This is a genomic window from Campylobacter sp. FOBRC14, from assembly GCF_000287855.1.
Taxonomy (GTDB): domain Bacteria; phylum Campylobacterota; class Campylobacteria; order Campylobacterales; family Campylobacteraceae; genus Campylobacter_A; species Campylobacter_A curvus.
The window spans coordinates 190,416-202,153 of the sequence record NZ_ALJJ01000016.1; the positions used below are offsets into that span (position 1 = coordinate 190,416).

An 11,738-nucleotide genomic window follows, 5' to 3' on the forward strand; every position below is an offset into this window, starting at 1 on the left:
GGCTAAATTTAACTGATGAAGCGCGCTAAATTCAGCCTTTATCATAGATATCGATCGTCTCAATTTAGCTGTCTAAAAATGTAAAACCAAGTAAAAACGAGCCTTTGGCGGCGCGAAAACTTGCAAAAAATTTTAATATTAAGATTTAAGTATTTTTATAAATTTCATAAGAAAAATTTGCTAATATAACCCTATTGACACTTTAATTCAAGGAGCTTTTATGAACGGAGTTTTCTTAATCATAAGCTTCGCGATCGCCATAGCCGTGATGATATGGATGATCTCAAAGCTTAAAGTCCATCCTTTCTTGGCGTTAATGATCATATCCTTACTACTGGCTATCGTCGCTGGCATCGATCTGGGCAAGATCCCGGGCATCATAGGCGACGGCTTTAGCGGTACGTTTAAGAGTATCGGTATCGTCATCATCTTTGGCGCGCTGATTGGAACGGTGCTGGAAAAAACGGGCGCAGCCTTGAAACTAGCCGATATGGTCGTAAATCTCGTAGGACAAAGGCGTCCCGAGCTTGCTATGCTCATCATGGGCTGGATCGTCGGTATCCCAGTCTTTTGCGATAGCGGCTTTGTCGTGCTAAACCCGATCAGAGAGGCGCTTTATAAGAAAATTTCAGCCAGCCCGGTCGGCATGGCGGTCGCTCTTAGCGGCGGACTTTACGCCTCACACGTATTTATTCCGCCGACTCCCGGACCTATCGCCGCAGCCGGAGCGCTCGGGCTTGGCGAGAATTTACTGCTTGTCATAATGATGGGCGTCGTGGTCTCCTTGCCGGTGCTCGTTGCGGTGTATTTTTTCGCTAAAAAGATCGGTCAAGAGGTCACGATAAGTGACAGCGAAGCTAACGACGTGATAACAAAAAGCTATGACGATCTTTTAAAACAATACGGCAAGCTCCCGGGCGGCTTTTTAAGCATCGCTCCTATCATCATGCCGATCATATTCATGGCGCTTGGCTCTATAAGTGCGATCCTAAAGATCGGCGGCATTTTAGGGACATTGCTTGGCTTTTTGGGCAACCCTATCATCGCCCTTGCCATAGGCGTGGTATTTGCCGTTTTCTTGCTGGCTGAGACCAACAAGCTCGCGAAATTTAGCGACATGACGAACGAGTCGCTAAAGATCGTAGGACCTATCCTCTTTATCACAGCTGCGGGCGGCGTTTTGGGCAAGGTCATAACAGCGGCAGGATTTGTCGAGTTCATCAAACAAAACGCAGAGGTCATCAAAGCGGCTGGAATTTTCTTTCCGTTCATCATCTCGGCCATCATCAAAACAGCGCAGGGAAGCTCGACCGTGGCTATCATCACGACCGCATCCATCATGGGCGCCTTCACCGTTTCGCCGGGGCAAGAGGAGACGCTGATGATGGCACTTGGCCTCACCAGCGAGATGGCGGCGGCACTTTGCGTCATGGCTATAGCCGCCGGCGCCATGTGCGTATCGCATGCAAACGACAGCTACTTCTGGGTCGTTACGAATTTTAGCAAGATGACGGCTCAGCAAGGCTACCGTACGCAGACCATGCTGACTTTCATCATGGGCATCGTAGGCATGCTAAGCGTTTATGTATTGTCGTTGGTGCTATTATGAAAATTTTGGTAGCCATTGATTCTTTTAAAGGTTCTCTAAGCTCGCTCGAGGCGGGCTTAGCCGTCAAAGATGGACTAAAAGGGCTTTGCGATGTCGTCGTAAAGCCCATCGCTGACGGCGGAGAGGGTAGCGTGGAGGCGCTAGCCGACGCACTGGGGGCTACCTATATCGACGCTATCACTCAAGATCCTTTAGGGGTCAAAATTTTAGCCAGATACGCGCTCATAAAAGATCTAGCCATACTGGAAATGGCTAGCGCTTCCGGGCTCACGCTCATAAATGAAAAACAGCGCAACCCGCTAAAAACCAGCACCTATGGCTTTGGGCTTTTGATAAAAGACGCCATAAGTAAAGGCGCTAGGAAATTTATCATCGGTATCGGAGGTAGCGCTACAAACGACGCAGGAACTGGCATGCTAAGCGCTCTGGGGTTTGAATTTTACGATAAAAGCGGCGATATCCTGGCAGGTATCGGCGAAAATTTAACTAAAATTTCTAAAATTTCTACTCAAAATTCACTAAAAGAGCTAAAACAGTGTGAATTTTTGATCGCCTGTGACGTGGATAATCCTCTCTTTGGCAAAAACGGTGCAGCCTATGTATATGCTCCGCAAAAAGGCGCTGACGGCCGCATGGTAAAGGAGCTCGACGACGGGCTAAAAAGCTTTGCAAATGCGGTAAAAACGCACTTTGACACTGAACATCACAAGCTAAAAGGTGCGGGCGCTGCAGGCGGGCTGGGGTTTGGCTTTGTAAGCTTTTTAAACGCGAAGCTAAGGCCGGGCATCGACATCATAACCGATGAGATCGGGCTTGAAGACGAAATAAAAAAAGCCGATCTAGTCATAACCGGCGAGGGCAAAATGGACTTTCAAAGCTCTATGGGCAAGACTCCGACCGGAGTAGCGAAGCTCGCTAAAAAGCACAAAAAGCCGGTCATCGCGCTAGCAGGCTGCGTGTGCGAGGGCGCGCAAGAGTGCAACAAAAGCGGCATAGACGCATTTTTTTGTATCCTAAACGAGCCTATAAGCCTTGAAGAGGCTATGAGAAAAGATATCGCGATCAAAAATTTAAAAATGGCGGCAAATCAGGCCGTGAGATTATTCTTGATAAATCAAAGCCGATTTTAAGGCGACTATTTTGCTTGCCAGTAAACGAAACGCGCTCACTCCACTCTAAGCTCGTATCCGTTTTTGAGAGCTTCTAGTTTGTATTTGCGCTTTTTATCGAGCATGACTACGACGCGGTAGTAGCTATCGTGCCAGCCGATGATCGCACCCTTGAATACGCCGTTTTCAAATTTCAAAGCCCTGGTTTTAAAGCTTCTTGGCGGCCTTGAAAAATCCATGACGATTTTATTGTCCTCATACGCAAAATGCTTGATATTTTTGCTTTTCGTCAAAATTTTGAGCTCGCCATCATTAGCGTCAAATTTCACGAAATTCATGAAATTTACGATCTTTGATGAGCTGTGGATATTTGTCTTAGGCTTTACGTTAGGCGTTATCTTTACATCTATGGGCGTTTTTGCGGGCTCTTGCGCGCTTTGAGCTTTTACGACTTCGTTTGATTTTTGAGTGTCGAGATTTATCATGACGACGCTTGGCGCACTCATCGACAAGGTCCTATTTATATCTTTTTTAGCGGTTAAATTGGTGTCGTTTTTGTCTGAAATTTTAACAGGCGTCGCTACTTTTGGCAGGGCGAGCTCTGGCATAGTGACCGAGACATCGAGCTTTTTAGCGACCATTGGCTCCGGATTTTTGAGCTTTTCGATGACGTATTCGTTTTTCCAGTCAACGGTCTTATTAATGTCCGAGATGACCTTTTCTTTTATGCTGCCGTCGTTTGCGCGGTATCTTATCGTGATGCCAAGAAGCAGGCTCATATCGCTGGGGAATTTTATATCTTGCCTGTCAAATTCCGGATACTGCTCGACGATATTCGTCGTCATCACGCTGGTATTTAGCTCGCTGATAGGAACAAACGGATTCTCCCGCGCGCTCAAGATAGCCGCCGACATACAAAACAAAAGCCAAAATTTTCTCATCGTTTCTACTTTTTATTGGATTCGGGCTCGAGCTCTTTTAGCTCGAAATACTCTTTTTGAAGCTGTGCATTTACTTTTTTTAAAATTTCGACATCCTCGCTGAGGCGCTCTTTTTTGCTCTGCAAGCTTAGCATCACGTCCAAAGAGCGCTTGCCAAACATCATATTGCCGATATATATGCCAAATGCGATGACGCAAATGACGGCTATGATATGGCGTAAAAATGATTTCAAAAGGTATGATTTCTTGACTTTCCTATCATACTCTCTTAAAATTTCGCTCAAATATCATCTCCTAAAAACTCGCCGTTTTCAAGCTCGATCTCGAGCAAGCGGTTGTATTTCGCGTTCCGCTCGCTACGCGATGTGGCACCGGTCTTGATCTCGCCGGTATTTAGCGCTACGGCAAAATCAGCTATAAAGCTGTCCTCGCTCTCGCCGCTTCTGTGGCTCATTATGCAGCGATATCCGTTTCTTTGCGCTAGGCGCACGGTCTGCATCGTCTGAGTCACGGAGCCGATCTGATTTGGTTTGATGAGGATCGCGTTTGCGATGTTTTTTTGGATGCCTTCGCGTAAAATTTTCTCGTTTGTGACGAACAAATCATCACCTACGAGCTGAATTTTATCTCCAAGCCTTGCCGTTAGCTTCGCCCAGCCGTCCCAGTCATCTTCGCTAAGGCCGTCCTCGATCGAAAATATCGGATATTTTTCACAAAGCTTAGCGTAATACTCTATGAGCTGCTCGCTTGAAAATTTCTTGCCCTCAAGCTCGTAAGCGCCGTCTTTATAAAGCTCACTCGAGGCCACGTCGAGGGCTAGCTTGATCTGCTTTCCAGCCTCATATCCGGCCTCGCTGATCGCTTGCATTATGAGCTTTAGCGGCTCTTCGTTGTCCTTTAAATTCGGTGCAAATCCACCCTCATCGCCCACAGCCGTGCTGTGACCTGCCGCGTTTAAGATGGCTTTTAGTTTATGGTAAATTTCAGTAGCCGCTCTGAGTGCGTCTCTGAAATTTGAAAATCCAAAAGGCATTATCATGAACTCTTGAAAATCCACGCTGTTGTTTGCATGTGCGCCGCCATTTATGATGTTAAACATCGGCACAGGCAAGATGCTGGCGTTCGCACCGCCAAGATAGCGGTAAAGCGGGATATTTAGGCTCTTTGCAGCGGCGCGTGCAGCGGCCATGGACACGCCAAGCACGGCATTTGCGCCTAAATTCGAGTAGTTGTCCGTCCCGTCTAGCTCGCGCATCTCATCGTCGATGGCTTTTTGATTGAACGCATCAAGCCCGATGACGACCTCCGCGATACGCTCATTTACGTTTGCAACGGCCTTTAATACGCCCTTGCCACCATATCTAGCTTCTTTATCGCGAAGCTCCAGCGCCTCGCGCTTGCCCGTGCTGGCTCCGCTTGGCACTACCGCGCTTGCGACCGTACCGTCGCTGAGAGTCACACTCGCGCGAACGGTCGGGTTGCCTCTACTGTCTAAAACCTCGTGAGCCGTAACGTCTTCAATAAAAATCATTCTTCCTCTCCTGTTTGTTTATCGTCATCATCGTCTTTGCCACTACTAAGCAGATGGTCTATCCCCATCGAGCCCTTGATGGAGGCGACGATCTCATCGGCTGTTTGCGGATGCTCTTTTAGATAGGCTTTCGCGTTCTCTCTGCCCTGCCCGAGTTTTTCGGCCTTGTAACTAAACCACGCGCCGCTCTTATCGATGATATCGAGCTTGACGCCGTAGTCTACTATCTCGCCTTCGCGGCTGATGCCCTCGCCATACATGATGTCAAATTCTGCGACCTTAAACGGAGGCGCGACCTTATTTTTGACGACTTTAGCTTTCGTGCGGTTGCCGATAGGCTCCTCGTTTTGCTTTAACGTAGCGATCTTTCGCACGTCGATACGAACGGAGGAGTAAAATTTCAGTGCATTTCCGCCCGTGGTAGTCTCAGGCGTGCCATAACCCATCATGCCGATCTTCATGCGGATCTGGTTGATAAATATGACCGTAGTTTTCATCTTGCTTAGTATGCCGGTGAGCTTTCTTAGCGCCTGACTCATCAAACGCGCCTGAAGCCCCACATGCTGATCGCCCATGTCGCCCTCCACCTCGCTCTTTGGCGTGAGTGCGGCGACGCTATCGACTACGATGAGATCGACTGCTCCCGTCCTAGCTAAGGTCTCTACGATCTCAAGAGCTTGCTCGCCAAAATCAGGCTGAGAGACGTAAAGATTGTCCGTATCCACACCTAAATTCGAAGCGTATTTTACATCAAGGGCGTGCTCGGCATCGACGAACGCGCAGATCCCTCCGGCCTTTTGGCACTCGGCGATGATATGCAAAGTAAGCGTTGTTTTACCCGAGCTCTCAGGTCCGTAAATTTCGATTATCCTGCCCTTTGGCACGCCGCCTATACCAAGCGCTAGATCAAGGCCTATCGAGCCTGTGGGGATACTCTCTATCGGCTCAACTTGTTTATCGCCAAGCCTTAAAAGCGTGCCTTTGCCAAATGCTTTATCGATCTGCTTCAAAGCCAGCTCGATGGCCTTTTTCTTGTCGGCCTCAAGCTCTAAAGGGACTAGTTTTTTGTCACTGTCTTTTTCTTTTGCCATGTTTTACCTTGTGATAAATTTGGCTTGATTTTATCCAAAAACAGATGAATTTTTGTTGATTTTACGATTTTGACGGCTAAAGGTGAAATTTAATCGCAGATTATGATGTTCTCGCCAAGCCTTGAAGCAAGATCTATGAGCCTAAAAAGCCTCTTTTCTTCGCATAAAAATGCGAAAATTTCATCACCTGCGATGTAAAATCCAAGCGCAAGAGGCGGGTTTAAATTTCGCACGCAAAGGCTTATGAAATCCTGTGAGATAGCCTCCTCGCCAGCCGTCACGCGCTGCTTTAAATTTTGCTCTTTTATCAGCGCGACAAAGGCCTTTTGGCTTATTTTCTTTGAAAATTTCAGTATCAAATTTTTACCCGCCAGATAGTCGCAAAGATCCTTAAAATTTACTATATCAGGCTCAAATTCCGTGTCAAATTCGCGCGCAAAGGCAAATAGGCTTTTATCACGATCGACCAGCGAGATTTCATGCTCACTTTGAGCCTTTCTGGCGCGCCAGATCGCGTAAAATCCTATGCAAGCAAACACTACCGACATCGTTAAAATTTCACTTATGAGCTCTTTCATCTTACCCCTTAAAGTATCACGACCTCGGTTTTAAGCTGGGTGCCAAATTCTGCTTTTACGAGCTTTTGAGCGAGGCCTATCAATGCAGTCGCATCCTCAAAGGTCGCGTGATCAAAATTTATCAAAAAATTTGCATGCTTTTCGCTAAATTTCGCCCCGCCTATCGCGTATCCCTTTAGCCCGACAGCCTCGATGAGCCGCCCGGCAAAATCACCAGGGGGATTTACGAAACAGCTGCCAAAGCTGGCCCCACTTGGCTGATTTGCGCGTTTGGCGGCAAATTCATCCGCAAGCGGCGCGTCAAAGCCTTGTGAAATTTTAAATTTCGCCCCAAATATCGGCTCTTTTATACCGCTCGTGCGGTAGGCGAAATTTATCCACTCTCGCTCGCGCCAGCCGTCTTTAAAGAGCACATGCGTGAGCGCGTCGCTTATGCTGCGCCCGCAAAGTCCGGCGTTCATCTTGACTAGCCCGCCAAGCGTGCCCGGGATGTTTCGCAACATCTCAAAGCCCGTTATATCGTGCTTTTTTGCGTAGTTATAGATCGCGCCGCTCTTTGTCGCGCCGCCGATCTCGAGAGATTCGCCGTCTATTTTTATGTAGTCGAAATTTTCACCCAGCATCGCTAGTTTTGGCGGATTTGGCGAGACGAGGATGTTGTTGCCGCCACCTATGATCACTCTGTCATCAAAATTTTCATCGGTGAAATTTACGATCAAGACCTCGTGTATGCCGCCGATCTTGACAGAGCTGAATTTAGCAAAATCTACCTTCTTGATCACTGGATAAATTCCGGGATATAATCGATCATGCGCGTGGTGAATTCCACCATCATCGAGACCATCCACGGCATCAAAAATATGATCACGACGACGACTAGGATGATCTTTGGCACGAAGCTGAGCGTAGTCTCGTTTATCTGCGTGGTAGCCTGAAATATCGAGATGATAAGGCCTGCGATGAGCCCGCTTAAAAGCATCGGCAGGCTAAGATAGAGCGCGACCTTAAACGTCTCGATACCAAGGGCGACGAGCGTACTTTGCATCAGCTAAACCTCGCGTCGTTGTATTCAGTCGGGATCAGGTAGTCGTGCGCGTCTATGGGCTGTGGGTAGAAGCCTTGATCGTAGCCTATCTCAAAGAGCCTGTTTAGGGCCTTTAGCTGCGTCTCGTTCATACTGATCGAGTCTTTATTAGCGTATAAGTTGAGGTAAATTTTAAGCTTTTCTTTATCGATACGGATCAAATTTCGCTCCATCAGCATGTGCGATAAAAACGGCTTGTGCGCTGTGGCGATAGCAACGGCCTTTGTCAGCACTCGCTCGCACTCTATAGCGTCAGTGAGCGGCAATGAACGGCGAAGCGCCATACCGCCAAGCGGAAGCGGTAAATTTTCGCCCGCGAGCTCGCACCAGACGTCCCAGATCTCGCGCTCTACCTCGAGCTCGCTAGAAAAGCCTAAAATGCTCTCGTGGATAAGCACGCCGGCATCGACCTCGCCGCTAAGTACGGCATTTTCGATCTCTAAGAAATTTTTATAAACGATACGCGCCTCGGGATATGCCGCGCGGAAAAGAAGGGCGTTTGTAGTATGAGCGCCAGAGAGTGCTACCTTGAAATTTCGCTTTAAATTTACGCCTCTTTTTTTGATGAGCTTTGGCCCGTAGCCCTCTCCAAAGCTGACGGCACACCTTAAAAGCGCGTAGTCATCGCTTATGAGCGGATAGAGCGCAAAGCTGATCGCAGTGGCGGTGTAAGTGCTTTTTAGCGCCTCTTCGTTTAGCGTCTGGATATCTAAAGCGGTGTTGGTAAATGATAAATTTTTACTGCCGACCCAGCCAAATTTTATAGCCATATACATGAAAATATCGTCTGCATCGGGCGAATGGGCTACATCTATATGCTTTATATTTTTCAAATTTCATCCTTTAGGGGGATTATAGCCCAAAAATGCTTTATTTTTAAAAGGCTGTTTTTGCTTCGCAGTTACGAACGAAGTGAAGCGTCTTAAAAAGCTGCGAGCAAAGCAAAGTAGAAAAACCCTGTTAGCTCCAGGAGTGACCTAGTGCAGGCGCGAACAGCGTTTCAAAGAAATCTTTTTGCTTCGCAAAAAACTACTCAGCCCTGCGGGCTTCCCTAATTTTTCGTTTCGTTGCACTCACGACTGCTAGCAGAAGTGCAGAGCGAGTAGCCGTTCCCCTGCTTGCGAGAATAGCGAGCGAAGCTAAGCCTTAGCACGATTTTTTGCTTCGTGCTTTGCACTCGCAACTGTAAGCAGACCGCGCTCAGCCTGTGGCTTCTCTGCTCATAGGGCAGTCTCGTCACGAGTGACAGTGAAGTGTCTTGAAAAGCTGCAAACGAAGTGAAGCAAAAAAATCGGCGGTGATAAGCTCGCTAGCAAGGTTTTTACATAGATGCTGTTCGCATTCTCTTGCTCTTGAAATTTAAAAATCAATATTTTGTCAAAACAGAGCCTAAATTTTAAAAAGAGTCTCCTAAAATCATCGGAATTTGAAATTTCAGCTATTCCTGCTCGCGCCCTTTAGCCGCTAAATTTAGCCCTTAAATTCTACTTTTTCCAGCCTCGAAGAGTGCAAAATTTTACGCCCGACCTTGGCCTCTTGCTTGCCGTTTAGCTCGACTAGATCGCCCGTAAAGCCACATCTGTTGTTTATGACGCTAAAGCTTCCCACCCCGTAAATATCGACCGGCGTATCATGACTCTCAAATTCGGCTATCTTTTTAGGATCGAACCCCGAGCTAACGACGATCTTGACATGCTTAAAACCGTTATCATCAAGCGCCTTACGTAGCGCAAAGATAAGCTCCTTGCAAACTCCATGTGGATCGAATCCGCCAGTATCTTTGCCTTCAAAATATCTATCTATCAAATTTTTAGACGTATCGACCCTGACCGCTGCGAGCCTGTCTCCAAGTGCACTTGCCGCTTTTAGCGCGTCTACTATCACGTCGTTGTTATAATCAACCAGTGCCGTTACCTTTTCATCGGGAAATGTCTTTGCGTAAAGCTCGCATGCCTTCACGATGTCGCCTCCGCACATCTGAATAAGCGCGTGAGGCATCGTGCCCATGCCCTTACCGCCCCACCAAAGTCCCTGCGCATCGGTAGAGACTCGGCTCACGCCGGCAACGTAAGTGGCGTATCCGTCGCCTATTTGCGTCGCTATATCGTCTTGTCTATCGGCCATGCTAAAGACGGCTTTATCGCCTGCGGCCGCTAAAATGTCATGCACGTTTGTAGCCACCGAGCTCCTGCGAGTAAGGACGGCGTCTATGATATTTTCTAAAAAGCCGAAATTTTCATATTTGCCGCTGACCTTGAGCGCAGGTTCGTTTGCATTTATAATATCGCCGTCGTTTAACGCGAAAATTTCAAGCTCTTCAGGGTGCTTGGCAAATGTATGTAAAACCACGATGGCCTCATCTATGCCGCACAACATGATGTTGTCATTTCGCTGAAAAAACTGCATAGTGACATGCTGGTTTGGTAAATTTTCGCTGATTATCTTATTTATTTTCAAAAAATACTTGGCGGTGTAAAAGCCGTCGGCTATTTTGCTATCTAGCCTGAATGTTTGGTTCGTAAGTCTCTTTATCTTCCCTTGTTTTTTTAACTCTATCTCATTTTGCATAATGGCTTCTTTTATATAGATTGTTTTATTAGATTTACACACAACACTTACACTAATTTTTTCACTAACAAATACCTAAAATATACTTAACCTCCCCCCCCCCTATTTCACTACTCTTTTATATCTATTCTATACTACCCTATCATCTTCTCTTTCATCTTTTTAGTCTTGCTCTTCGTATCTTCTTTCATGTCTTTACTTTTATCTTCTGCTTTGCTTTTTATTTTTTCTTTGGTCTCTTTTACTTTATCTTTTTGTTTTTTAGCTTTTTCTTTTATGCTCGTATCTCCTGAGGTAGAAATATCCGATTTTAAATTTTCATATGTCTTGTCGCCTATGCCATTTACTTTCTTTAGATCTTCTATGGAGTTAAATTTGTTTGCCTTTCTATATTCTATTATGGCATCTGCCTTAGAGCTTCCTATACCATCCAAGCTCATGAGCTCCTCTTTAGTAGCAGTGTTTAAATTTACAGCTGCCAATGCTAATGAAGCAGTAGCTATCAATGACAATAATACCTTATTCATGTTTGTTCCTTTGATTTGAATTGAGGAGTGATTTTAGCATAGCAATCATAAATTTACATATAGAAGGTAGAACGAATTTATATTTTATGAGTATTTTTATATTATATGGATCAAATTTTTATAGTTTTATCATTTGAGTCAAGTTATTAAAGATTATTATTTATGAAAGAAAGTTTAGTATAAATAACAAAGCCCGCAGCGACCTACTTTTCCGACATCCCAGTAAGGGAGAGTATCATCAGCCATGACGAGCTTAGCTTCTTGGTTCGAGATGGAGCAAGGCGTTTCCTCGTCTGTATAGCCACGGGCAGTGTTAAATAAATAAATTAGCGGCTTGTCTTTTTTTGCTATACTTCGTTAAAATTTTACTCAGCTGCGGTCATTACCAACACGGTAACTCCCTTGCCTCGTAAAATTTCGCCTCGTCTAACAAAAAAATACTTCACCTTGTCATGTTAAGGCTCAACCTAAATTTAAGTTTTCGCAATTTATTTATTTAACACTACTTTTATTGTTAAAAGTCAAAGCGATGTTTCAATGATAAAAACAAGGTCTTGTTTGGGATATAAATTTAGATTAGAAATCTTATCAATTCTAATGCTAAATGATTTTACGAGTAGTTTTATGCTAGACGAGGCGTTTATTGAGTAAATAAGGGAGCTACCTTATCGGTAGTGACCGCGATTTACGAAATAAACAA

The 11,738-nt window shown here is 45.8% G+C and carries 12 protein-coding genes and 1 rRNA gene; 2 read left to right on the forward strand and 11 right to left on the reverse strand.

The genetic code is table 11. The features are described from left to right. Window positions 1–220: 220 nt before the first annotated feature. Together HMPREF1139_RS08210 and HMPREF1139_RS08215 are read left to right on the forward strand one after the other, a co-directional pair. Window positions 221–1,609, forward strand: coding sequence for a GntP family permease (locus HMPREF1139_RS08210; RefSeq protein ID WP_009650932.1), 1,389 nt, complete (start codon window positions 221–223; stop codon window positions 1,607–1,609). Next, on the forward strand, window positions 1,606–2,739 hold the full coding sequence (locus HMPREF1139_RS08215) for a glycerate kinase family protein (RefSeq protein WP_009650812.1): 1,134 nt from the start codon (window positions 1,606–1,608) through the stop codon (window positions 2,737–2,739). Before HMPREF1139_RS08210 ends, HMPREF1139_RS08215 begins: the two co-directional genes overlap by 4 nt. Window positions 2,740–2,774: 35 nt before the next feature. Here the strand turns inward: HMPREF1139_RS08215 and HMPREF1139_RS08220 are convergent, their stop codons facing one another. From HMPREF1139_RS08220 to rrf, 11 genes are all read right to left on the reverse strand, one after another. Next, window positions 2,775–3,659, reverse strand: a complete 885-nt coding sequence (locus HMPREF1139_RS08220; RefSeq protein ID WP_009650910.1) for a hypothetical protein — start codon at window positions 3,657–3,659, stop codon at window positions 2,775–2,777. Window positions 3,660–3,664: 5 nt separating this feature from the next. Further along, window positions 3,665–3,943 (reverse strand): hypothetical protein, encoded by a 279-nt coding sequence (locus HMPREF1139_RS08225; protein ID WP_009650923.1) that lies wholly within the window; start codon window positions 3,941–3,943, stop codon window positions 3,665–3,667. Beyond that, window positions 3,940–5,190, reverse strand: coding sequence for a phosphopyruvate hydratase (gene eno / locus HMPREF1139_RS08230; RefSeq protein WP_009650914.1), 1,251 nt, complete (start codon window positions 5,188–5,190; stop codon window positions 3,940–3,942). The genes HMPREF1139_RS08225 and eno overlap by 4 nt, the downstream gene beginning before the upstream one ends. Then, complete coding sequence (gene recA, locus HMPREF1139_RS08235; RefSeq protein ID WP_009650896.1) at window positions 5,187–6,281, reverse strand: recombinase RecA; 1,095 nt, start codon at window positions 6,279–6,281, stop codon at window positions 5,187–5,189. Before recA ends, eno begins: the two co-directional genes overlap by 4 nt. Window positions 6,282–6,370: 89 nt before the next feature. Further along, entirely contained in the window at window positions 6,371–6,859 is a 489-nt protein-coding gene (locus HMPREF1139_RS08240; RefSeq protein WP_009650789.1) for a hypothetical protein, read from the reverse strand. An 8-nt stretch (window positions 6,860–6,867) separates the two neighbouring features. Continuing rightward, window positions 6,868–7,641: a UDP-N-acetylmuramate dehydrogenase gene (locus HMPREF1139_RS08245; RefSeq protein ID WP_009650839.1), complete on the reverse strand. Its 774-nt coding sequence runs from the start codon at window positions 7,639–7,641 to the stop codon at window positions 6,868–6,870. After that, window positions 7,638–7,907 (reverse strand): flagellar biosynthesis protein FliQ, encoded by a 270-nt coding sequence (gene fliQ, locus HMPREF1139_RS08250; RefSeq protein ID WP_026175387.1) that lies wholly within the window; start codon window positions 7,905–7,907, stop codon window positions 7,638–7,640. The genes HMPREF1139_RS08245 and fliQ overlap by 4 nt, the downstream gene beginning before the upstream one ends. Next, window positions 7,904–8,767 carry a menaquinone biosynthesis family protein gene (locus HMPREF1139_RS08255; RefSeq protein WP_231931883.1) on the reverse strand — a complete coding sequence of 288 codons (864 nt, stop codon included), beginning with the start codon at window positions 8,765–8,767 and terminating at the stop codon, window positions 7,904–7,906. The genes fliQ and HMPREF1139_RS08255 overlap by 4 nt, the downstream gene beginning before the upstream one ends. A gap of 646 nt (window positions 8,768–9,413) precedes the next feature. Next, complete coding sequence (locus HMPREF1139_RS08260; RefSeq protein WP_009650817.1) at window positions 9,414–10,511, reverse strand: nicotinate phosphoribosyltransferase; 1,098 nt, start codon at window positions 10,509–10,511, stop codon at window positions 9,414–9,416. Window positions 10,512–10,645: 134 nt separating this feature from the next. Then, window positions 10,646–11,038: a ComEA family DNA-binding protein gene (locus tag HMPREF1139_RS12145; RefSeq protein ID WP_156795001.1), complete on the reverse strand. Its 393-nt coding sequence runs from the start codon at window positions 11,036–11,038 to the stop codon at window positions 10,646–10,648. Window positions 11,039–11,228: 190 nt separating this feature from the next. Next, window positions 11,229–11,347 (reverse strand): 5S ribosomal RNA (gene rrf, locus HMPREF1139_RS08270). Between the last annotated feature and the right edge of the window lie 391 nt (window positions 11,348–11,738).